The 20,713-nt window shown below is 62.6% G+C and carries 22 protein-coding genes; 15 read left to right on the forward strand and 7 right to left on the reverse strand.

The window, feature by feature from the left end; all coding sequences use genetic code 11:
* Nucleotides 1-65: 65 nt before the first annotated feature.
* Nucleotides 66-365: a copper-binding protein gene (locus L6637_RS31795; RefSeq protein ID WP_237864752.1), complete on the forward strand. Its 300-nt coding sequence runs from the start codon at nucleotides 66-68 to the stop codon at nucleotides 363-365.
* 156 nt (nucleotides 366-521) lie between these two features.
* On the opposite strand, the gene L6637_RS31800 is transcribed toward L6637_RS31795, so the two are convergent.
* On the reverse strand, nucleotides 522-1,094 hold the full coding sequence (locus tag L6637_RS31800) for a PQQ-dependent catabolism-associated CXXCW motif protein (protein ID WP_237873000.1): 573 nt from the start codon (nucleotides 1,092-1,094) through the stop codon (nucleotides 522-524).
* A complete protein-coding gene (locus L6637_RS31805) occupies nucleotides 1,091-1,924 on the reverse strand; it encodes a substrate-binding domain-containing protein (protein WP_237864920.1) in 834 nt (277 codons plus the stop codon). Before L6637_RS31805 ends, L6637_RS31800 begins: the two co-directional genes overlap by 4 nt.
* Before the next feature lie 310 nt (nucleotides 1,925-2,234).
* On the opposite strand from L6637_RS31805, the gene L6637_RS31810 reads away from it, so the two are divergent.
* Both L6637_RS31810 and L6637_RS31815 read left to right on the forward strand, forming a co-directional pair.
* Complete coding sequence (locus L6637_RS31810) at nucleotides 2,235-3,026, forward strand: quinoprotein relay system zinc metallohydrolase 2 (RefSeq protein WP_377803191.1); 792 nt, start codon at nucleotides 2,235-2,237, stop codon at nucleotides 3,024-3,026.
* A gap of 65 nt (nucleotides 3,027-3,091) precedes the next feature.
* Nucleotides 3,092-3,910: a quinoprotein dehydrogenase-associated SoxYZ-like carrier gene (locus L6637_RS31815; protein WP_237873001.1), complete on the forward strand. Its 819-nt coding sequence runs from the start codon at nucleotides 3,092-3,094 to the stop codon at nucleotides 3,908-3,910.
* Between the two features lie 118 nt (nucleotides 3,911-4,028).
* On the opposite strand, the gene L6637_RS31820 is transcribed toward L6637_RS31815, so the two are convergent.
* On the reverse strand, nucleotides 4,029-4,388 hold the full coding sequence (locus L6637_RS31820; RefSeq protein ID WP_237864756.1) for a hypothetical protein: 360 nt from the start codon (nucleotides 4,386-4,388) through the stop codon (nucleotides 4,029-4,031).
* An 87-nt stretch (nucleotides 4,389-4,475) separates the two neighbouring features.
* Between L6637_RS31820 and L6637_RS31825 the strand changes: the two genes are divergently transcribed.
* The 4 genes from L6637_RS31825 to L6637_RS31840 are packed head-to-tail and all read left to right on the forward strand — an operon-like array spanning nucleotide 4,476 to nucleotide 7,290.
* Nucleotides 4,476-5,450, forward strand: a complete 975-nt coding sequence (locus tag L6637_RS31825; protein WP_237873002.1) for an ABC transporter substrate-binding protein — start codon at nucleotides 4,476-4,478, stop codon at nucleotides 5,448-5,450.
* 1 nt (nucleotide 5,451) lies between these two features.
* Entirely contained in the window at nucleotides 5,452-6,189 is a 738-nt protein-coding gene (locus tag L6637_RS31830; protein WP_237864757.1) for an ABC transporter permease, read from the forward strand.
* Nucleotides 6,179-6,889: an ABC transporter ATP-binding protein gene (locus tag L6637_RS31835; RefSeq protein ID WP_237873003.1), complete on the forward strand. Its 711-nt coding sequence runs from the start codon at nucleotides 6,179-6,181 to the stop codon at nucleotides 6,887-6,889. The genes L6637_RS31830 and L6637_RS31835 overlap by 11 nt, the downstream gene beginning before the upstream one ends.
* Nucleotides 6,890-6,936: 47 nt before the next feature.
* Nucleotides 6,937-7,290: a hypothetical protein gene (locus L6637_RS31840; RefSeq protein ID WP_237864759.1), complete on the forward strand. Its 354-nt coding sequence runs from the start codon at nucleotides 6,937-6,939 to the stop codon at nucleotides 7,288-7,290.
* 8 nt (nucleotides 7,291-7,298) lie between these two features.
* On the opposite strand, the gene L6637_RS31845 is transcribed toward L6637_RS31840, so the two are convergent.
* The gene (locus tag L6637_RS31845; RefSeq protein WP_128950524.1) at nucleotides 7,299-7,508 is read right to left on the reverse strand and encodes a hypothetical protein; all 210 of its coding nucleotides are present in this window, start codon (nucleotides 7,506-7,508) and stop codon (nucleotides 7,299-7,301) included.
* Nucleotides 7,509-7,591: 83 nt separating this feature from the next.
* Between L6637_RS31845 and L6637_RS31850 the strand changes: the two genes are divergently transcribed.
* Together L6637_RS31850 and L6637_RS31855 are read left to right on the forward strand one after the other, a co-directional pair.
* Complete coding sequence (locus L6637_RS31850) at nucleotides 7,592-8,785, forward strand: efflux RND transporter periplasmic adaptor subunit (protein ID WP_237873005.1); 1,194 nt, start codon at nucleotides 7,592-7,594, stop codon at nucleotides 8,783-8,785.
* Nucleotides 8,775-11,954, forward strand: coding sequence for an efflux RND transporter permease subunit (locus L6637_RS31855; protein ID WP_237873006.1), 3,180 nt, complete (start codon nucleotides 8,775-8,777; stop codon nucleotides 11,952-11,954). Before L6637_RS31850 ends, L6637_RS31855 begins: the two co-directional genes overlap by 11 nt.
* Before the next feature lie 197 nt (nucleotides 11,955-12,151).
* Here L6637_RS31855 and pqqA read toward each other — a convergent pair whose 3' ends face one another.
* The gene (pqqA, locus tag L6637_RS31860) at nucleotides 12,152-12,232 is read right to left on the reverse strand and encodes a pyrroloquinoline quinone precursor peptide PqqA (protein WP_012029362.1); all 81 of its coding nucleotides are present in this window, start codon (nucleotides 12,230-12,232) and stop codon (nucleotides 12,152-12,154) included.
* Nucleotides 12,233-12,403: 171 nt separating this feature from the next.
* Nucleotides 12,404-12,796, reverse strand: coding sequence for an EF-hand domain-containing protein (locus L6637_RS31865; protein WP_237864762.1), 393 nt, complete (start codon nucleotides 12,794-12,796; stop codon nucleotides 12,404-12,406).
* Nucleotides 12,797-13,135: 339 nt separating this feature from the next.
* Here L6637_RS31865 and L6637_RS31870 point away from each other — a divergent pair, with 339 nt between their 5' ends.
* The 4 genes from L6637_RS31870 (at nucleotide 13,136) to L6637_RS31885 (ending at nucleotide 16,770) form a co-directional block, all read left to right on the forward strand.
* Complete coding sequence (locus tag L6637_RS31870; RefSeq protein WP_237873007.1) at nucleotides 13,136-14,800, forward strand: methanol/ethanol family PQQ-dependent dehydrogenase; 1,665 nt, start codon at nucleotides 13,136-13,138, stop codon at nucleotides 14,798-14,800.
* Nucleotides 14,801-14,809: 9 nt separating this feature from the next.
* A complete protein-coding gene (locus L6637_RS31875; RefSeq protein WP_237864922.1) occupies nucleotides 14,810-15,166 on the forward strand; it encodes a c-type cytochrome in 357 nt (118 codons plus the stop codon).
* On the forward strand, nucleotides 15,163-16,101 hold the full coding sequence (locus L6637_RS31880) for a type 2 periplasmic-binding domain-containing protein (protein WP_237873008.1): 939 nt from the start codon (nucleotides 15,163-15,165) through the stop codon (nucleotides 16,099-16,101). Before L6637_RS31875 ends, L6637_RS31880 begins: the two co-directional genes overlap by 4 nt.
* A gap of 243 nt (nucleotides 16,102-16,344) precedes the next feature.
* Nucleotides 16,345-16,770 carry a hypothetical protein gene (locus L6637_RS31885; RefSeq protein WP_237864765.1) on the forward strand — a complete coding sequence of 142 codons (426 nt, stop codon included), beginning with the start codon at nucleotides 16,345-16,347 and terminating at the stop codon, nucleotides 16,768-16,770.
* Nucleotides 16,771-16,781: 11 nt separating this feature from the next.
* Here the strand turns inward: L6637_RS31885 and L6637_RS31890 are convergent, their stop codons facing one another.
* The gene (locus tag L6637_RS31890; RefSeq protein ID WP_237864766.1) at nucleotides 16,782-17,750 is read right to left on the reverse strand and encodes a helix-turn-helix domain-containing protein; all 969 of its coding nucleotides are present in this window, start codon (nucleotides 17,748-17,750) and stop codon (nucleotides 16,782-16,784) included.
* 514 nt (nucleotides 17,751-18,264) lie between these two features.
* On the opposite strand from L6637_RS31890, the gene xoxF5 reads away from it, so the two are divergent.
* The gene (xoxF5, locus tag L6637_RS31895; RefSeq protein ID WP_237864767.1) at nucleotides 18,265-20,067 is read left to right on the forward strand and encodes a lanthanide-dependent methanol dehydrogenase XoxF5; all 1,803 of its coding nucleotides are present in this window, start codon (nucleotides 18,265-18,267) and stop codon (nucleotides 20,065-20,067) included.
* A 111-nt stretch (nucleotides 20,068-20,178) separates the two neighbouring features.
* Entirely contained in the window at nucleotides 20,179-20,667 is a 489-nt protein-coding gene (locus L6637_RS31900; RefSeq protein ID WP_237864923.1) for a c-type cytochrome, methanol metabolism-related, read from the forward strand.
* Nucleotides 20,668-20,713: the final 46 nt, after the last annotated feature.

The raw sequence follows: 20,713 nt of genomic DNA on the forward strand, positions 1-20,713 counted from the left end.
ATCTGCCGGAACCAAATCGATCTAGGATGGCTTGTCCCGTGAATCCAAAACGCCGGGAGGCCGCGATGGGAACAGCAAAATTCATCTTCGCAAGCGCTGCAGCCATCACCATGCTCACATCCAACGCCTTTGCTGACGACATGACCGGAATGGTCACGAGCATCAACAGGCTCAACAACACGATCTCGATCCAGGAGACGCAGAAGGGCACGGTCGGCGGAAGTGCCGGCGGCGCCGGCGCGCTCCAGCAGTACAAGGCCAAGGACGCCGCGATGCTGGATGCCGTCCATGCCGGCGACAGGGTGACTTACACCGCGACCGATACGGATGGGGCGAGCACGCTGACGAAGTTGCAGAAGCAGTAGGATTCAGGTCGCCGCAGTCGGACTGATTGATGTAAGCGAGACTGCATCCACGCCGTCATTGCGAAGAGCCCTTGCGGCGAAGCAATCCAGATTGCCTTTGCAGGACAGATCCTGGATTGCTTCGCTGCGCTCGCAATGACGGGGAGAGCGCCGGGCCTATTGTTCAGGCCGCGGCTCCGGCTGCGCCTCCTCCGTCGGTAGCTTCGCGTGCTCCCAACCGTCTGTCCCTTCAGGATACCAGGCGACGTTGGAATAGCCGTAAGCCAGCGCGCGCTTGGCGGCGTTCCAGGACATCCAGCAATCGGCGAGGCAATAGATTACGAGCAGCGCGGCCTTGTCGTCGTGCGAGGCCTGCTTGAGCCCGCGCTGGAAATAATCATCCATCGCCGGCGGCAGCGCGCCATAGCCGGTGTCCGGCAGCCAGAGACTGCCCGGAATGTTTCTGCGCGGCGTATCGCGCCACACCGTGCCCCCGGGAAGGTTCTTCGGCTTCGGTGCGCGCGGAAGCACGTCGATGAAAGCACCGCCCTTCGCGCGCCAGATCGTCTCGGCGTCGGCCGTCGAGAGCACGCGCGCGCCTTCCAGGGTCTCCGGCACCGGCGCGCGGTAATTGTCGGTGCGATAGCCTTCCGGCTCGAACGGCTCTTGCTGCCGCGCCTGATCTTGTTGCGCCGATACCGGCACCGCCAGCAAGGCGGCGACCAGCGCAGCGGCAAGGGGCCGTCTCATGGCGCCTTCTTGGCCGCCTCCACGCCGAGCGGCCGATCGTTCTCGTCGAGCAGGGGCACACCGAAGTCGATCAGGATCTTGTTGATCTCGCCCTGGTTCTCCTGGATCAATTTGTTGAGCTGCCGCTTCCAGTTCTGGTCGGCGGCACGCACGCCCATGCCGATGCGATAGACCAGTTTTGGGCCAGAGGTCTCCTTCACCAGCGGCGTCACGTGCAGCGAGCCGGCCTTCTTGGCGTAGTACCCCGCCATTGGTCCCCACAGCACGCCGGCATCGATCTTTCCCGAGGTAAGATCGTCGATCATCGCCTGCGCCGAATTGTCATAGCGTGTGTCGATCATCAACGGATAGGGCTTGGCGTCGCTCATCAGCCCGGCGATCGCCATGTTGGTTGCCGGCGGCGTGCCGGCGATGATACCGACATGCTTGCCCTTCAGCTTTGGATCCTCGAGCGTGTCGATATCCTCGAGCCCGCTGCCGGCCTTGGCCACCAGCGCATAGGTGGTGCGGTAATAGGGATTGGTGCCTTGCACGATGTCGTCACCCTGGGGAAAACCCATGATAACGTCGCAGCGATGCGCGCCCAGCGTCATACGCACGAAGCCTGTCGCTTGCGGGAAGAACACGTAGTCGAGCTTCTTCTGCAGCTTGTCGGCGAACAGCTCGGCGAGCTTGTTCTCGATGCCTTCGCCCTTCTCGTTGGAGAACGGCATGTTGCGCGGATCGGCGCAGACCCGCAGCACCTTCGGGTCGACCAGCTCGAACGAGAGATCGCCACCATCACTCGTCTGCGCGCGGGCAACGTCGCCGATCGCACAAGACGCCGCCATCAGACATAGTGAAAACAACCAGCGACGATGTCGTCCGGCCTCCATCGCGCTTCCTCCTCATTTCCCTCGAATGCTATCCATGCAAGGCAGGACGCACCCTCTATTGTTTGCCAAACTTAGTGTTGGCTCGTTGTGTTGCAGTGCAATGAGGCAAATCCTGAACTGAGGCGGAAAAGTGTCGCAGCTCATCTCAAAGATCGCAGCCCTATCTCTGCTTGGACTCGCGACGCTAGCACGCGTCGGGGCGGCCGAATTGCCTGTGAGCGAAGTCGCGGCCGGAATCTTCGTGCACTCCGGGGCCATTGCCCTGATGACCCGCGAGAACGAGGGCGATATCGCCAATGTCGGCTTCATTGTCGGCGACGACGCGGTGGCCGTGATCGATACCGGCGGCAGCCTGCGTGAAGGCGAGGCGCTGTTGGCGGCGGTGCGGGCCCACACCAGGAAGCCGATCCGCTACGTCATCAACACCCACGGCCATCCCGACCATGTCTTCGGCAATGCCGCTTTTGTCGCAGAGGGAACCAGCTTCGTCGGACACAGCAAGCTCCCGCAAGCGCTGGCGACGCGTGGACCGTATTATCTCGATAATTTCCGCCGCATCATGGGTGGCGAACTGATAGATCCCGTGAAGATCGTGCCGCCGACCGTGCTGGTGAAGGACACGATGACGGTTGACCTCGGATCCAGACGGCTGACCTTGCGCGCATGGCCGGCCGCGCACAGCGACAACGATCTGACCGTGTATGACGAGACCACGAAGACGCTGTTCGCGGGCGACCTCGTCTTTCTCCGCCACATTCCGGTAATGGATGGCAGCATTCGCGGCTGGCTGGGCCTGCTGAAGGAGCTCGAGGCCGTCCCGGCGATCCACGTCGTCCCCGGTCACGGCCCTGTGAGCGACTGGCCTGCCGCTTTGGCCGATGAAAAGCGTTATCTCACGACGCTGCTGTCGGATGTCCGTGCCCTAAACAAGAAGGGCGAGCCGATCCGAACGGCGGCTGACACGGCCGCCGCGACCGAGCGGTCGCATTGGGAACTTTTCGACGATTACAACGCCCGCAACGCAACCGCAGCATTTTCTGAAATTGAATGGGAATAGCGGGCGCGCTACGTTGGGATCAGCTACGCTGACCCAGACTGCTTCGACCGTGCGAGACCACGACCATGATGGGATGCACACGCCGCCTGCCCCTGATCGCCGCGCTACTCGGCATCGCCTTTGCGTTGCCTGCGAGCGCCGAAGAGGCCTACGATCCCTGGCCGGGCCTGGTGCAGGATATCTTCAATAACCGTCCGATGAACGACGGCGCTGATGTCATCGCCATCGAGATGCCATATCGCGCCGAGGATGCGGCGATCGTGCCGGTGACTTTGCGCAGCAAGCTATCGCCCGCCGATAGCCGCCGCATCCGCTCGATCACGCTGGTGATCGATCGCAACCCGGCGCCGATGGCCGCGAAATTCGATCTCGGGCCGGATGCCAATGTCACCGAAATCTCTACGCGCGTGCGCGTCAACAATTACACCGATGTGCATGCGGTCGCCGAACTCAGCGACGGGCAGCTCTACGTCTCCAAGACCTATGTGAAGGCATCGGGCGGCTGTTCGGCGCCGGCAGGGAAGAATGCCGAAGAAGCCAACAACCGCCTCGGCCAGATGCGCTACCGGCAATTCGCACGCGAGGACGCGCCGGCGAGCCGCATCCGTGAAGCCCAGATCATGATCGGCCATCCCAACAATTCCGGCCTGCAGATGGATCAGGTAACGCAGCTCTATATTCCCGCCTTCTTCATCAATCAGCTGAAGCTGACGCAGGACGACAGCCCGGTGCTGTCGATGGAAGGCGGCATCTCGATCTCGGAAGATCCCAACCTGCGCTTCACCTATGTCTCCAACGGCGCCAAGCGTTTCCGCGCGGAGGCCAAGGACACCGACGGACACTTGTTCCGGAACGAGTGGGACGTGGAGAAGTCTGGGACGTAGACCCCTTGCTGTCATTCCGGGGCGGTCCGCAGGACCGAACCTGGAATCTCGAGATTCTCAGGTGCGCAATTGCGCACCATGGTTCGCGCTTCGCGCGCCCCGCAATGACGGTGCTAAGTCAAAAACACCTCACCTCGGCTTCAGCCTGCGCCCGTCTGAGATCATTCACGGCCGCATTCGCCTGCTCGGATGTCCGGAACTGCGTCCCGAGATTGCCGCGAACCTGGGACATGCTGAGCGCGGTTTCGGCGGTGACGTAGCGCTCGTAAGAGACGATCGAGGCGACCACGTCGATTGAGCAGGAGCATTGCTCGATCGCCTGCCGCGTCTCGCCATTGGCTTTCATGCAGCCGTAAACATATTCCGCGCGCGCCGAGGTCGGATAGTCATTGGCCTCCTCAGCCCTGGCCGCGTACACGGTCGCGGCCAGCACAATCACAGCGGCGACAATCGGTCGTATCCGTCCCGCACAATCCATGAGCGTCCTCCGGCTGGTTGCGATGGAAGCTATGCTATGCGTATTGTCCTGAAAAGCACTCTGTCCGAGGAAATGGCTCACAAGGTGATGAGAGTTTTGGCACGAACAATAGTGCCGGCGATGATGCTGGCGCTGGGCATGCCGGCCAAAGCCGCCGACACCATCCGCCTTGCGGTGCAGAAGACCGGAACGTTCTCCTGGGAACTGGCGACGATTCGCGAGGCGGGGCTCGACAAGGAGGCCGATCTGTCGCTGGAGGTCACCGAGCTTGCGAGCCCCGAGGCTGGCAAGATCGCGATGCGTGCCGGCAACGCCGACATCATGCTGTCGGATTGGCTCTGGGTGTCGCGCGAGCGCACGCTCGGCGCCAAGCTGACCTTCTATCCCTATTCCAGCGCGCTCGGCGCAGTGATGGTGCCCGCATCCTCGCCGATCAAGACGCTCGCCGATCTGAAGGGCCGCAAGCTCGGCGTCGGCGGCGGCCCGATCGACAAAAGCTGGCTGCTGCTGCAGGCGCGGATGAAGCAGGACGGCCTCGACCTCAAGTCGGATGCGACCATCGTCTATGGCGCGCCCCCCCTGATCGCCGCCAAGGCGCTCGACGGCGAGATGGATGCGAGCCTGAATTTCTGGAATTTCTGCGCCCAGCTCGAGGCCAAGGGCTTCAGGCGTCTCGCCGGTATCGAGGAGATCTTGCCGAAACTCGGCGCCAAGGGTGCGGTCTCCGCCGTCGGCTATGTCTTCGATGAGGGCTGGGCCGCGAACCATCGCGACGCCGTGGCGCGCTTCATCGCCATGACCCGCAAGGCCAAGCAGCTTCTGGTCACCTCCGACGCGGCCTGGGACAAGATCGCTCCGCTCACCGGCGCGACCGATCCGGCCATGTTAAAGACCTATCGCGACCGCTATCGCGACGGCATTCCGCGCCGGAGCATCAATGACGAGGAAGCCGATGCGCGCGTGCTCTATCGCGTGCTGGCCGAGATCGGCAGCCGCGATCTGGTCGGGCCGGCGGCGGAGCTCGATCCCGGCACATTCTATCACGCCGTGCCCGGAGACTGAGGTGCTGCGCCTTCTGTCGATTGCCCTGTTGCTTGCGATCTGGTGGACAGCCGCGCTGTTCGTCGACGGTGCAAAACTGCCCTCCCCGCCTGTCGTACTCCACGTCATCATCGCGGAAGCGGCCTCAGGCGCGCTTTTCCTGCATCTCGGCGCCACGCTCGCGCGCGTCGCGCTCGCCTTCGTGCTGGCAATGTCGCTCGGCAGTGCCATCGGCTATCTGATGGGACGCGTGAAGCTTGCAGACCGGCTCGGTGATCCCTGGCTGATCCTGCTGCTCAATCTGCCGGCGCTGGTGGTGATCGTGCTGGCGTATATCTGGGCGGGGCTCACCGAGGCCGCGGCGATCGCGGCGATTGCCATCAACAAGCTGCCGACCGCGGTCGTCACCTTGCGCGAAGGCACGCGCGCACTCGACCGTTCGCTCGACGAGATGGCGACCGTCTTTGCGATGCCGCGCTGGCGCGCCTTCCGCCATGTCGTGTTGCCGCAGCTAGCACCCTACATCGCGGCCTCAGCCCGCTCCGGCCTGTCGCTGGTCTGGAAGATCGTGCTGGTCGCCGAGCTCCTGGGGCGGCCGAATGGCGTCGGTTTCGAGATCGGCGTAGCCTTCCAGCTGTTCGACACGCCGCGCCTGCTCGCCTACTCCCTGACCTTCGCCGCGGTCGTGCTCGTGATCGAGACGGCGCTGGTGCAGCCGTTCGAAGCCCGCGCAACACGGTGGCGGCCCCGTGCGGCTTGAGGTCGAGATCACGGGCAAGACCTACCGGAGCGCTGCGGGCGGAACGCACGAGGTGCTGTCGCCCCTGAAATTCGCGTTGCAGTCCGGCGAGGTCGGCGTGCTGATCGGCCCCTCCGGCTGCGGCAAGAGCACGATGCTGCGCATCATCCTCGGGCTCGATCGCGACTTCGACGGCCAAGTCGCGCGCCCACCGGAAGCGCGGATCGGCATGGTGTTCCAGGAGCCACGGCTATTGCCGTGGCGCTCGGTCGAGCAGAATGTGCGGCTTGCTGCGCCTGACGTCAGCGATGGCAAGCTGTCGGAGCTGTTCAGGATTCTCGAGCTCGAGGCGCACCGCAGCCACTTCCCCGGCGAATTGTCGCTGGGCCTCGCACGCCGCGTCGCGCTCGCCCGTGCCTTCGCAGTCGAGCCCGATTTGCTGGTGCTCGACGAGCCCCTCGCCTCGCTCGACGATGCGCTCGCCGGCCGCCTGCGCGACGAGATCGCGACCCTGGTGGCAAGCCGTCCCGTGATGACGCTGCTGGTCACCCATAGCCTCGACGACGCCATCCGCCTCGGCGATCGCCTGTTCTTCCTGTCGCCCCGCCCTGCACGCATCGTGCAGGAGGTGCCGATCCCGATTCCGCGCGCAGAGCGCAGCGAGGTTGAGCTCGCCAGGATCAGGACGGAGCTTGCGGCCTTGCTGCTTGAATCGAAATGAGAACTCGTGGTCAATTGCGCTCAACGAGACTGTCCAGGGAGGTCACCATGCGCCGTCAGCTGATTGCCACAGGCATCCTGTTGGTTGCGATGCCAGGCGTGGCGCTCGCGCAGGCCAAGGGCAAGGGCATCCGTCTCTGGAATTTGACCAGCGAGACGATCTCCGGCTTTCAGCTCGCACCGTCAGGCAAGACCGACTGGGGCCCGAACCAGTGCCTGAACGACAAGGACAAGGAGGTCGACCACGACGAACGTCTGCGCATCACCGGCGTCGAACCCGGCCGCTACGACGCCAAGGTCAGCTATCCCAATTCACGGCAATGCGTCGTCCGCGACATCGAGATCAAGGCCGACGCGGTGTTCTCGATCGCCGACAAGGATTTAAAGGACTGCACGAAGTAGCGTGCGCATCACGCCTTGTCATGTGTATGCGGATATTCGCAGCGCCAGCGCACCGCCTGCCATTTCGGGTGATCACCGATCCATTGCGCGATATAGGGCGGCGCGGCCATGGAGCATTGCGCCGGCGAGCCGCCGAAGTTGAACACCAGATGCTGCTCCTCGCAGGTCGCAGGCGAGAGCAGCGCACACACAGTCACCACCAGGTCGATCGGGTTCATGCCGGGAATCCTTCAGGGATCGAAGAAAACTACCATAAAAACCTACGTCCTGGGCAGTCAGAAGTTTCAAACAGGCGCGAGCCATGCGGGGCAACGGTTATGGCTTCGTTCCCGCACGCACCTCGGTTGCCGCAGTGACAGAGGTGCAGCCGGCGCCTTGCCGCCCGTTGATTTCGTCAATAAGCTGGTTCCCGACAACTGCTAACAGGCTGATGGCTCTTACGGAAACCTCCCGCCGCGGCGTCGCGGCCGCAGTCTGCGTGCTGGTGCTTTTGGCCAGCACCTGGGCTGTCACGGGTTACATCCGGCGAGTTGCTGCCGAGGCACCGCCGGACAAATCGAATTCTGCCCGCACCGCGCCTTCCGGCACCGCAGACAGCGACCAGCCCGTGGTCAAGCTGACGCCGAGCCAGCAAACACAGATCGGGCTCGAAACCGCGCTTCTGGAAGCCGCGCCACATCCGGAGCAATTCCGCGCCTATGGTGCCGTGCTCGATATCTCCCGCATTACGGAGCTCACAAACAACTACGCCAATGCGCAAGCTCAACTCCAGACAGCGCAGGCCAAGCTCGAAGTCGCCAAGAGCGCCTACGACCGCACCAAGAATCTCGTCGACTCCGCCGCCCTTCCGAAGAAAGAAGCCGAGACCGCGGAGGGAACGCTGCGGGTCGACAAGGCCGCACTGGCCGCGGCGGAATCGCAGCTCAGAACTCTCACCGCTACGGCACAGCAGGAATGGGGGCCAGTCGTCGGCCGGGGAATCGTCGAGCGCTCGCCTGCTGTTGTCAAACTAATCGAACGCGACCAGCTGCTGGTTCAGGTGACACTGCCGCCCGGCGTGACCGTCACCGGCACTCCGGGAACGGCTCTGGCGCAGGCACCGACGCGGAATGCCAATATCGATCTCCAGTACATCTCTCCGGCAACGCGCACCGACCCTCGTATTCAGGGATTGAGCTATTTCTTCTCCGTGCCGGGGGACAGCGGCCTACTGCCGGGCATGAACACCACTGTCTATGTGCCGTCAGGTAACACCTATGAGGGTGTGTTCATCGAGGACACCGCGATCGTGCGATGGCAGGGGCGATCGTGGGTTTACCTGCGCGTGAGCCCCGACAGCTTCCGACGGCACCCGATCAGCACGGATCAGCCGGTCTCAGACGACGACTATGTCGTCCGGGACATCCCATCCGGATCCGAAATCGTCATGCGCGGAGCACAAGTCCTGCTGTCCGAAGAGGCCAAGAGCGAGCTTCGGGGCGGCGATGACGACTGATGACACCGGCTCCGGCAGGTCAGGCCCACAAGCCGCTCTCGTCGCATTCGCCATCCGCTTCCGCGGCATCGTGCTGGCGCTTTCCTTTGCTCTGCTGGGCTACGGCTTGTTCGCAATCGGCGAAGCCAAATACGGGGTCTTTCCCGAATTCGCCCCGCCTCAGGTGACCATACAAACCGAAGCCCCTGGCCTCAGCCCGGAGCACGTCGAGATCCTGGTCACACAGCCGATCGAGACGTCGATCAACGGCCTGGCCGGCGTCGAGAGTCTGCGCTCGTCATCGATCCAGGGCCTCTCGGTCGTAACCGTCGTCTTCCAGCCGCGCAGCGATATCTACCGCGCGCGACAATTGGTGACGGAACGTCTCGCGGTCGTCGCCGCGCGACTGCCGCAAGGCGTTCAACCGCCGTCGATGACGCCATTGACCCCGCTGGCCGGCACGGTGCTGGTCATCGGCCTGACGTCCGACAAGCGATCGCTGATGGATCTGCGCACCATCGCGGACTGGACCGTGGCACGACGGCTGCTGGCCGTCCCGGGCGTGGCGCAAGTCTCGACTTACGGCAAGGACGTCAGGTCTTTGCAGGTTCAGGTCCGTCCAAATGATCTGATCCGCTTTCGAGTCGGCCTAAACGATGTGCTGGCCGCCGCGCGTAAGGCCACAGGCGTGCGCGGCGCCGGGTTCATCGACACCGCCAATCAGCGCATCACGCTGCAAACCCAGGGCCAGTCACTGACGCCCGACCAACTTGCCCGCACCGTTCTTCTGCACGAAGGCGGCGCCAGCGTGGTCCTAGGCGACGTCGCCACCGTCGTAACCGCTCCCGAACCGCCGATTGGCGCCGCCCTCATCGACGGCGCACCTGGCATCATGCTCATGGTCAGCCAGCAATATGGCGCGAATACACGAGAGATCACCACGCGCGCCGAAGCCGCGCTGCAAGAGCTGCGTCCCTGCCTCGAGGCCGACAACGTCAAGCTATATGCGGACATATTTCGTCCCGCCAGCTTCATCGACGCCGCAACGAAGAACGTGCTCAACGCCCTGATGATCGGCGGGACACTGGTGGTCATCGTTCTTTTTCTATTCCTGTTCGACTGGCGCACCTCGATCATCAGTTGCACTGCAATCCCCCTGTCGTTGATAGCGGCCGTACTCGCATTGCAATGGATGGGCGAGACTCTGAACACGATGACTCTCGGCGGCCTCGCGATTGCGATCGGCGAGGTCGTCGATGATGCCGTCATCGGCGTCGAAAACGTCGTGCGCCGGTTGCGCGAAAATCGCCGGGCGACGGTGCCGAGACCCGAGCCTCGCGTCGTGCTCGACGCCTTCCTCGAGGTGCGCACCGCGGTTGCTTATGCGACGTTTGCGGTACTGCTGGTCTTCTTTCCGGTTCTGGCCCTTTCCGGCATTGCCGGCCGCCTGTTCGCCCCCCTGGGTATCGCTTACATCCTCGCCGTGATCGCCTCGCTCGCGGTCGCCCTCACGGTGACGCCGGCGCTCTCCATGCTGCTCCTCGTCGGCAGAAGCGGCAGAGAGCGCCTGCATGAACCGCCTGCGGTGCGATGGTCGCGTCGCCATTACCAGGCCCTGCTACGTCATATCGGCCGCTTCCCGAAGCTCGTGATGGCGGCCGCCGCGGCTGTCACGATCGCCGGCGCAGCGATGTTGCCCTTCTTCGGCGGAACCTTCCTGCCGGATCTGCGCGAAGGCCATCTGATCTTGCACGTCTCCGCGATCCCCGGGACCTCGCTCGACGAATCCCTTCGCATCGGCAAACTGATGACGGACGCGCTGCAAAATATCCCGGGCATCCGCAGGGTAGCGCAGCACGCAGGGCGAGCCGAGGCTGGCATCGACACAGTTGGTCCGCACTCCAGCGAGTTCGAGGTCGATCTGGAGCCGGAGCTCTCGGGTCAGGAGCAATCCGAAGCCGAAGCACGTATCAGGGCCGCCTTGGCCGACTTCCCGGGAATTTCCTTCTCCAGCAAGACCTATCTGACGGAGCGCGTGGAAGAAACCGTCTCTGGCTTCAGCGCAGCTGTCGTCATCAACATCTATGGGCCGGATCTCGACTCACTCGACCGCGCAGCGCGCGACGTCGCGCGCGAACTCGACGAGGTCGGGGGTGCGGCCGACGTGCAGCGGCGAACTCCGCCGGGAATGCCGCAGGTCAATGTGACGCTTCGCCCGACCGATCTGCAACGTTGGGGGCTCGATGCGGTCGAGGTGCTCGAGCTGGTGCGCACGGCCTATCAGGGCGACATCGTCGGACAAGGATATGAAGGCAATGCTGTCTTCAATGTCATCGTGATTCTCGATGCACATGTCCGAGCGCGGCTCACCCAGATCGGAGACTTGCCGGTGCGTACGCCGAGCGGAGCTTACATTCTGCTCAAGCAGATCGCTGACGTTTACGAAACCTCCGGACGGTATCAAATCCAGCACCAGAATGCGCAGCGCGTTCAGACGGTCACGTCGAATGTCAACGGACGCGACCTCGAATCCTTCGTAGCGGCGGCGAAACGAAAACTGGCTCGCGAGGTCACGCTGCCCACCGGTGCCCGCCTCGAATTTGCCGGAGCCGCCGAGGCCCAGGCCCGGTCTCGGCGCGATCTCATCGTCAACTCCTTGCTGGCCGGAACGGGCATCATCATTCTCCTTGCGATGGTAACGGGCCATTGGCGCAATCTGTTGCTGGTCATGATCAACTTGCCATTTGCCTTCGTCGGCGGAGTGTTCGCTTTGGCGCTGACGGGTGGCCTGCTTTCGCTCGGATCGATGGTCGGCTTTGTCACGCTGTTCGGCATCACGCTGCGCAACTCCATCCTCATCATCTCTCACTACGAACATCTCGTCCTCGTCGATGGTCGCGTCTGGGACCTCGATACCGCGATCGAAGGTGCGTCCGACCGTCTCGTTCCGATTCTGATGACGTCGCTTGTGACAGGCCTGGGATTGCTGCCACTCGCGATCGGCGCGGGAGAGCCCGGACGTGAAATCGAGGGACCCATGGCGATCGTCATCCTTGGAGGATTGATGACGTCGATGGCACTTAGTCTGCTGGTACTGCCGACCCTGGCGCTTCGATATGCGCGTTTCAAGAACCACCCCGATGGGGCGCAGAAGCACGACGATACGCAGCTTCAAACTCAGCCACACTGACCGACCGTCAGCGAAAGGCGGTGCGCGGAAAACACAGGCCGGACTTTAGCGGGAGAGGACCGAGCCCAAGCTCGATCAGATGTGGCTTTGTGTGAATGGCGAGTCGGAGCGAGCCACATGACGAGCTGCGACCACAATTCCAATACTACCACGGCTTCGAGGGCATCTGCCATCGAAGCCGTGGCAAGCCGTCAGTCTTACTTGCGCGCAGCGCAGGCGTACATGTTGATTTCCATGCCGACCGGCACTTCCACGATCTTCGGAGCTTTCCAGGCCATTCGGGGTCTCCCCAAGTATTGAGCGCGACATCGCGCCGGGCAAAACCTAGGGCTGCGTCAAGCACAGCGCAAGTCTGGAATCGGACCGCAAGCACAGCGAAGTATCGCGTAACACACGCAAATTTCGCTCTCGGGCAAAGCGCCTTCGCTCCCAGTCAAGCGCTGATGACCTCAGCGCAACAATCGCAGCAATGCGCGTCCTGCACGCGAATTCAGCTCCTTGGCGTCGAGCGTGCCGTCCTTGTCAGGATTTGCGGCGTTGAAGCGCTGCTCCACGACGGCGAGATATTCATCGAGCGTCAGCGTGCCGTCGTGATCGGGGTCCGCGGCGGCGAGTTCTTTCGCCGACAAGCGTCCGCGCAATTCGCGGACATCGAGCGTGCCATCATGGTCCGGATCGAGCTTGGCGAACAGCGCTGCTGCGGCCTTCTTCACCTCGGCCAGATCGAGCGTGCCGTCATTGTCGGTGTCGAACAACTTGACGGCGCTGCCGGAGGCAGACCAGGCCGGACCGGACACCACGGCAAACGTGAGCGCAAGCGCAACTGAGCGACGCGATATCATTTTGACCTCCCTGACCATGAGCCCGATTCGCCGGGTTCGCGACAACATAAGTCCGCAAGACGGCCATGGTTCAAGTCCGGAATTGCAGCTATGGCACTGCACAACCGGCGCAGCCAGACTGTCCACGCGGCTGCTCACTACAGGCCTTGCATCATGCCACGGAATTTTTTCAGCGTCTGCGCGCAAGTCGGAGTTGTTCGTCAGGTTTCCCTCAGGTGACCATTGCCCGGCATCCAACATATCGGCAGCGCAGTTTCGACTTTCGTATTGACGGCTTTTGCTTTCCGACAGAGTGTTGCAATCGCAGCGTCAAAAGACGCGCATATTGGGAGGAACGGGATGAAACGCCTTGCGATGGCCGCGAGCCTCGTCATATCCGCATGCTCGGTTGCGAGCGCACAGACGACCGATCAACTGGTCAAGGGCGCAACCGATACGTCGAACGTTCTCAATTACGGGATGGGCTACAATCTTCAGCGCTTCTCGACGCTGAACCAGATCAACAAGGATACCGTCAGGAACCTCGTCCCGGTCTGGAATTACTCGCTCAACGACGATCGCAGCGAGGAATCGCAGCCGCTGGTGTATCAGGGCGTGATCTACGTGACCTCTCACAATGCGACCATGGCGGTCGACGCCAAGACCGGCAAGCAGATCTGGAAATCCAAGATCGAATATCCGGCGGAGACACCGCGCATCGTCTGCTGCGGCATCATCAACCGCGGCGGCGCGCTGTTCGACGGCAAGCTGTTCCGCACCACGTTAGACGCCAACGTGATTGCGATCGACATCAAGGACGGCAAGGAGCTGTGGCGGCAGAAGGCGGCCGACATCAAGGAAGGCTACTCGATGACGGTCGCGCCGCTGGTGGCTGACGGCGTCGTCATCACCGGCATCTCCGGCGCCGAATTCGGCACCCGTGGCTTCATCGACGGCTGGGATCCTGCAACGGGCAAACATCTCTGGCGCACCCACTCGATCCCCTCGCCGGACGAGCCCGGTGGCGACACCTGGAAGGGCGACACCTGGAAGCTCGGCGGCGGCTCGACCTGGATCACAGGGTCCTATGATCCCGAGCTGAACACGGTGTACTGGGGCATCGGCAATCCCGGCCCGTTCAACGCGGCCGTGCGTCCGGGCGACAATCTCTACACCTGCTCCGTGCTGGCGATGGATCCCAAGACCGGCAAGATCAAGTGGCACTACCAGTTCTCGCCGAACAATCCGTTCGACTATGACTCGGTGGCCGAGATGGTCCTCGCCGACATGAATGTCGAGGGCAAGCCGACCAAAGTGCTGATGGATGCGAACCGCAACGGCTTCTTTTATGTGCTCGACCGCACCAACGGAAAGGTGCTCGCCGCCAATCCTTACGTGAAGGTGAATTGGGCGAGCGGCGTTGACCTGAAGACTGGCAAGCCGATCGAGACCGACGTTGTCAAGGATGCCCGCGACGGCAAGAAGGTCACCGTCTATCCGTCGATCCTCGGCGGCAAGAACTGGGAGCCGATGTCGTTCAACCCGCAGACCGGCCTTGCCTACGCCAACACGCTCGCTTTCGGCGGCAAGTACAAGTCGGAGCCAGCCACCTTCAAACAGGGTGAATGGTATCTCGGCATGGACCTGACCGATCCCTGGGAGTGGGGCACCGGACCGCGCGGCCATCTGAAGGCGATCGATCCGATGACCGGCAAGGCCAAGTGGGAAGCGGCCAGCGACATCCCGCGCTTCTCCGGCGTGCTGTCGACCGCGGGCGGCGTCGTCTTCACGGGCGCGCTGACCGGCGAGTTCGAGGCCTTCGACGCCGACACCGGCAAGAAGCTCTGGCAGTTCCAGACCGGTTCCGGCATCGAGGGACAGCCGGTGACCTGGCAGCAGGACGGTGTGCAGTACGTCGCCGTCACGAGCGGCTATGGCGGCGTGTACTCGCTGTTCTCCGGCGACGAACGGCTGGCCAAGGTGCCGCCCGGCGGCTCGCTCTGGGTCTTTGCGGTGAAGCAGTAACGGCAAGACATTTTGAGGCACATATCTCACAAGACGGTGGCGATCCTCGCCACCGTCGCGGTGCTGACGGTCGCGCTTGCGGCGACCGTCCGTGCCGCGGATGATTCGAACGGCAATCCGTTGCAGGCGCAGATCGACCATGGCAAGTCGACCTATGCCGAAAAATGCTCGCACTGCCACGGCCCCAATTTGATGAACTCCGGCACCATCACGCCGGACCTGCGCGCCTTCCCTGACGACAGGACGCGTTTCGTCACCACCGTGAAGAACGGCAAGAACAACAAGATGCCGCCCTGGGGCGATGTTCTGAGCGACGATGACATCGGCAATCTCTGGGCCTTCATCTCGAGCCGGAGGAAGCCATGAAGGACCGGTTTGCGGCGGTCGCGCTGCTGACGATGCTCGCAGCTCCGGCGACGGCAGCCTGGACGTCGGCTTGGGCAGCCGATCCCCTCGGTATCTGTCTCGACGAGGACCGTCCGCCACTCTCGGCGCATCACAAGGGCAAGCCGGACTCGGGCTTCGACGTGCTGCTGGCGCAGGCGATCGCGGACCGGATGGGACGGCCGCTCAAAATCCAATGGTTTGAGAGCAAGCTGGATGAGGATTCGAGCCCGCAGCTCGAGGCCAATGCGCTGCTCTCCGATGGACGCTGCTCGCTGATCGGCGGCTACGCGCTGACGACGGATTCGCTCGTCAAGCCAGGCGTGCAAACGGCGCGGCTGCCGGATTTTGCCGGCGCCACGCGCGACGATCGGCGCCGCCGCGTTGCGCTCGGCATGCTCGCGCCGACCAGGCCTTACGTTTACTCACCGATGACCGTCGTCCTCGGCTCGAAGGCGCGCGAGCGCAGGATTGCCGAAATCGGCGATCTCGCCGGGCTTCGCCTCGCGATCGAGAGCGGCTCTCTCGGCGACGCCATCCTCATGACCTTCGACAAGGGAAAGCTGATCGACAACATCACCCATCTCGTCCCCGGCCGCGACGATCTCCTCGGCGCGCTCAATCGCGGTGACTATGACGCGACCCTGATTGACCTTGCTCGCTACGACGCCCATCGCGCCGCGCACCCTGATACGGCCATCACCGCCTCCGGCTATTATTATCCGATCGGTGCCAACCGCGGCTACGTCGGACTCGGCAGCGATCCTGCCTTGATCGAGGCCGTCAACAAGGCGCTGGCGGATCTTGTCACCGAGGGCAAGATCGCCGAACTCGGCAAACAGGCCGGCCTCACCTATCTGCCGCCACGCGAGCCCGCGATCCTTGGCGATGTCTGGACGAAAATCATTCAGCGGTGACCAAGAACGTTCCTGTGTCCCGGACGCGCTGCAACGCCCCTTAGCGTTGTTGCGCGGAGCCGGGACCCATGCCGCGTCGTGCACCTCGCTGCGTGGGCCCCGGCTCTGCAGCGCACCGCTGAAGTAGCGCTCCGCTGCGTCCGGGGTACAAGCAAGGATCGCATCCGACCAACGCCTAGTGTTACAAGCACATGGGCCGGCTATAATCACGCGCTGTCGCCCCGGACGAGAAAGGCCGAGCGCATGAAACCCGATGCCGTCGCCGTCACAGCCCTAGTCATCCTGCTTTTTCCGATGGGCTATTTCCTGCTGGCCTCGCCCGCATTCCTGCTGGTGAAGCTGGACATTCCGCCCGTCACGCAATTGCTGCGCGGGATGTTCAACATCCAGTTCAGAATGATTGCCGTGACCGGTGTCCTTGCGACCATGGCTTTCCTCGTCGCAGGTCGGCCGCTTTTCGCCATGGGCATCGGCTTGATCGCGGCCCTCGCGATCCAGGGACGCGGCTGGTTCATGCAACGGATGGACGATGAGCTCAGCGCCAGGGATGCGGGTGACATTGATGCCGTGCGCCGGCTACGCCGGCTGCATTGGAGCGGAATGCTCTGCAACGCCACGCTGGTCGCGGCGCTGGTGACCAGCATTCCCTACGTCGCCACGTCGAATTGAGCGGGCCGGGCCTAGGTTTCGTCCACCGCGACGGCACCCTGCTGGGCCTTGTGGATCGAGGACGGCACCACGCCGAAATACTTCCGGAACACGCGGCTGAAATGCGATGAGCTGGAGAAGCCCCAGGAGAACGCGACATCGGTGATGGTCTTGCCACCGTGGGCCTCGAGCTCCTGGCGGCAGTTCTGCAGGCGCGCTTGCCAGATGTAGTCGCTCACCGTGGTGCCGCGCTCCGAGAACAGCATGTGCAGATAACGCTTGGAGCAGCCCAGCTCGGCGGAGATCTGGTCGATGCACAGATCCGGATCACGCAGATGTTCGCGGATGAAAAATTGTGCACGTACGTACATCGCCTCGGGCCCGACCCGATCGAACATCGTATCGGCCTCGCGCAGCGGCAGCAGCAACAGGTCGATCAGCGAATCGGCAACGCCGACCGCACTGTTGGCCGACAGCTTCGCCGCCTCGTCGAACGTGGCATGGACGAAATCATGGGCAATCCGCCCCGTTCCCGTCTTCGCCGACAGCTTGCAGGCCGGCATGCGCTGTGACGGGAAGCCGCGATCGCGCAAAAGCGCCTTCGGTACGATCACCACGTCGTGGCGCGTGAAGGCGGGGCTGACGATCAAGTGCGGACAGGAAACGTCATAGGCGATGATGTCGCCCGGATTCAGCTCGATGTGGCGGCCTTCCTGCTCGAAGTAAGACACGCCATAGGTCTGGAAGTGAATCTTGATGTACGGGTGTTCATTGGCCTTGGCGCGCGCGAGCGTGTGCGCGATGCGATGCTGGCTGACTTCGATCTGACAAAGCTTCAGCCGCGAGACCGTGGTGTAGTCGATGCGCCCTTCGAGCGAGGATGCCTCCAGCGGATCGACATCGAAGTGACCACACAGACTCGTCAGTCCGTCGACCCAGCTCTGGATCTGACGCTTGGGCGTCAGACCCGTCGTCGAGAGCGTGTGAATTGTGTCGGACATTAATCCAGCCACTGGTGATACCCGGAGATCCGACGCGAATCGCGGCCAGCGCCTGCTGAAGCCCTCAGCCATGATTGCGTGACGTTTACCTCAAATTTGGGCGGTCTTTTGAAACGAGCGCCAGCGTTCCATTGCCACCCTTGACGGTTAATCCTCCGCCTTAGTTGCACCGCCGTCAAGGGGAACCTGAGCGTTGAGCACGGCACCGCGCCGCGCCGAAGCCGCTGAATTCGCTACCGCAAAATCAAAAACTTTGCGTTCGTGCGCTGTCGAGCAAAGCGGGTTCACTCTTGGGCAAGTTTCCCGTTGGCGAAGTCGTTAGGGATTGCAGCAGGAACAAAAAGAACGGGCCGCTCCTGCACGTGGACCCGTAGCTCTCATCAGGAGGAGGAAACAGCACAGCATCGTTTCTGGTCCCCAAAGTGACCGCCCTGCACGAGCAGACGCCGGACGAGAAGCCCGGTGATTAAGCAATGCTTCGGAAATAATAAACGAGACCAACGGAGGAATGACTATGCGCAAGGTGCTACTGGCGACCTTTCTTGGCTCCGCGGCGGCTCTCGCCGTCGGGACCGCGTCGGCCAATGACGAGCTGAACAAGATGTCGCAGAACCCGAAAGATTGGGTGATGCCGACCGGCGACTACGCCAACAACCGCTACTCCAAGCTCAATCAGATCAACGCTCAAAATGTCGGCAAGCTCCAAGTTGCCTGGACCTTCTCGACCGGTGTGCTGCGCGGCCACGAAGGCGGCCCGCTGATCATCGGCAACATGATGTACGTCCATACGCCTTTCCCGAACAAGGTCTACGCCATTGACCTTTCAAACGAGAACAAGATCGTCTGGAAGTACGAGCCGAAGCAGGATCCGAACGTCATCCCAGTGATGTGCTGCGACACGGTTAACCGCGGCCTCGCATTCGGCGACGGCAAGATCTTCCTGCACCAGGCCGACACGACCCTCGTCGCGCTCGACGCCAAGACCGGTCAGGTCGCATGGACCGCCAAGAACGGCGATCCGAGCAAGGGCGAGACCGGCACCTCGGCACCGATGGTCGTCAAGGACAAGGTGCTGATCGGCATCTCCGGTGGCGAGTTCGGCGTTCAGGCCCATATGAGCGCCTACGACATCAAGACCGGCAAGCTGGCCTGGCGCGGCTATTCGGAAGGTCCGGATGACCAGATCCTGGTCAACGACAGCACCACCGCACTCGGCAAGCCGATCGGCAAGGATTCGAGCCTCAAGACCTGGCAAGGCGATCAGTGGAAGATCGGCGGCGGCGCCACCTGGGGCTGGATCTCCTACGATCCCGAGCTGAACCTGATCTACTACGGGTCGGGCAACCCCTCGACCTGGAATCCGAAGCAGCGTCCCGGCGACAACAAATGGTCGATGACGATCTGGGCACGTAACCCGGACACCGGCGCGGCCAAGTGGGTCTATCAGATGACGCCCCATGACGAATGGGACTATGACGGCGTCAACGAGATGATCCTCTCGGATCAGTCGATCAACGGCCAGGCACGCAAGCTGCTGACGCATTTCGATCGTAACGGCCTCGGCTATACGCTTGATCGCGCAACCGGCGAGCTTCTGGTCGCCGAGAAGTACGATCCGAAGGTGAACTGGACCTCCGGCGTCGACATGGACAAGAACTCGCCGACCTATGGTCGTCCGAAGGTGCTCGACGCAGCTTCGACCGACAAGGCGGGTGAAGACCACAACGTGAAGGGCATCTGCCCGGCCGCGCTCGGCACCAAGGACGAGCAGCCGGCAGCCTACTCGCCGGACACGCAGCTGTTCTACGTCCCGACCAACCACGTCTGCATGGACTACGAACCGTTCAAGGTGAGCTATACCGCGGGCCAGCCCTATGTGGGTGCGACGCTCTCGATGTATCCGCCGCAGGGCGATACCAACATGGGTAACTTCATCGCCTGGGACGGCAAGACCGGCAAGATCGTGTGGTCGAACAAGGAGCAGTTCTCGGTCTGGTCGGGTGCGCTCGCAACCGCCGGCGGCGTGGTGTTCTACGGCACGCTCGAAGGCTACCTGAAGGCGGTCGACGCCAAGACCGGCAAGGAGCTCTACAAGTTCAAGACTCCCTCCGGCATCATCGGCAACGTCACCACCTATGAGAACGGCGGCAAGCAGTATGTCGCAGTGCTCTCCGGCGTCGGCGGCTGGGCCGGTATCGGTCTGGCAGCAGGTCTGACTGATCCGACCGCGGGCCTCGGCGCGGTCGGTGGCTACGCGGCGCTCAGCAACTACACGGCCCTCGGCGGCACGCTGACCGTGTTCTCGCTGCCCAACTAGCCTCTGTTCAGAATCGCTCCGGCGCGTGGATCAGATCCACGCGCCGGCTCGTCTCCATCTGACGCCTTCGAGGAACAGCTCTTGCGTAAAATCTGCTCTGTCATTGCTACTATGATCTTCGTTGCGTCCGGGGGAATTGCTGTTGCGGACGGCTCGGGCGATCCGACTGCCGTCAAGCAGAACGAAACTGGCGAATGGCTCGATAAGGACGGAAATCCGACCTACAAGATCAACGGCGACTCCGTCGATTGGTACACCTATTCCGGATACCGCCGCTATCACTCGGACTGCCACGTCTGTCATGGCCCTGACGGCATGGGCTCGACCTATGCACCCGCATTGAAGGATTCGCTCAAGACGATGAGCTATGCCGACTTTCTCGGCGTCGTCGCCTCCGGTCGCAAGAACATCTCGACCGCCTCGGAGAACGTGATGCCGGCCTTCGGCGATAACCCGAACGTCGCCTGCTACATGGACGATCTCTACGTCTATCTGCGCGCCCGCTCCAACGAGGCCTGGGGCCGTGCCCGCCCGGGCAAGCACGAGGACAAGAACGACGCCTATACCAAGAATGAAGATTCGTGCATGGGCAAGAAGTGAACGTTTGCAGCCCGGCCGAGACTTACGTCTTGGCATCTTGCGAGAA

This window comes from Bradyrhizobium zhengyangense, assembly GCF_022012435.1.
GTDB classification, from domain to species: Bacteria; Pseudomonadota; Alphaproteobacteria; order Rhizobiales; family Xanthobacteraceae; genus Bradyrhizobium; species Bradyrhizobium zhengyangense.

Coding starts and splice junctions, on each gene's coding strand:
- L6637_RS31795 (WP_237864752.1), top strand. CDS start 66: ATGGGAACAGCAAAATTCATCTTCGCAAGCGCTGCAGCCATCACCATG.
- L6637_RS31800 (WP_237873000.1), bottom strand. CDS start 1,094: ATGAGACGGCCCCTTGCCGCTGCGCTGGTCGCCGCCTTGCTGGCGGTG.
- L6637_RS31805 (WP_237864920.1), bottom strand. CDS start 1,924: ATGGCGGCGTCTTGTGCGATCGGCGACGTTGCCCGCGCGCAGACGAGT.
- L6637_RS31810 (WP_377803191.1), top strand. CDS start 2,235: ATGACCCGCGAGAACGAGGGCGATATCGCCAATGTCGGCTTCATTGTC.
- L6637_RS31815 (WP_237873001.1), top strand. CDS start 3,092: ATGATGGGATGCACACGCCGCCTGCCCCTGATCGCCGCGCTACTCGGC.
- L6637_RS31820 (WP_237864756.1), bottom strand. CDS start 4,388: ATGGATTGTGCGGGACGGATACGACCGATTGTCGCCGCTGTGATTGTG.
- L6637_RS31825 (WP_237873002.1), top strand. CDS start 4,476: ATGAGAGTTTTGGCACGAACAATAGTGCCGGCGATGATGCTGGCGCTG.
- L6637_RS31840 (WP_237864759.1), top strand. CDS start 6,937: ATGCGCCGTCAGCTGATTGCCACAGGCATCCTGTTGGTTGCGATGCCA.
- L6637_RS31845 (WP_128950524.1), bottom strand. CDS start 7,508: ATGAACCCGATCGACCTGGTGGTGACTGTGTGTGCGCTGCTCTCGCCT.
- L6637_RS31850 (WP_237873005.1), top strand. CDS start 7,592: ATGCGGGGCAACGGTTATGGCTTCGTTCCCGCACGCACCTCGGTTGCC.
- L6637_RS31855 (WP_237873006.1), top strand. CDS start 8,775: ATGACGACTGATGACACCGGCTCCGGCAGGTCAGGCCCACAAGCCGCT.
- pqqA (WP_012029362.1), bottom strand. CDS start 12,232: ATGGCCTGGAAAGCTCCGAAGATCGTGGAAGTGCCGGTCGGCATGGAA.
- L6637_RS31865 (WP_237864762.1), bottom strand. CDS start 12,796: ATGATATCGCGTCGCTCAGTTGCGCTTGCGCTCACGTTTGCCGTGGTG.
- L6637_RS31870 (WP_237873007.1), top strand. CDS start 13,136: ATGAAACGCCTTGCGATGGCCGCGAGCCTCGTCATATCCGCATGCTCG.
- L6637_RS31880 (WP_237873008.1), top strand. CDS start 15,163: ATGAAGGACCGGTTTGCGGCGGTCGCGCTGCTGACGATGCTCGCAGCT.
- L6637_RS31885 (WP_237864765.1), top strand. CDS start 16,345: ATGAAACCCGATGCCGTCGCCGTCACAGCCCTAGTCATCCTGCTTTTT.
- L6637_RS31890 (WP_237864766.1), bottom strand. CDS start 17,750: ATGTCCGACACAATTCACACGCTCTCGACGACGGGTCTGACGCCCAAG.
- xoxF5 (WP_237864767.1), top strand. CDS start 18,265: ATGCGCAAGGTGCTACTGGCGACCTTTCTTGGCTCCGCGGCGGCTCTC.
- L6637_RS31900 (WP_237864923.1), top strand. CDS start 20,179: ATGATCTTCGTTGCGTCCGGGGGAATTGCTGTTGCGGACGGCTCGGGC.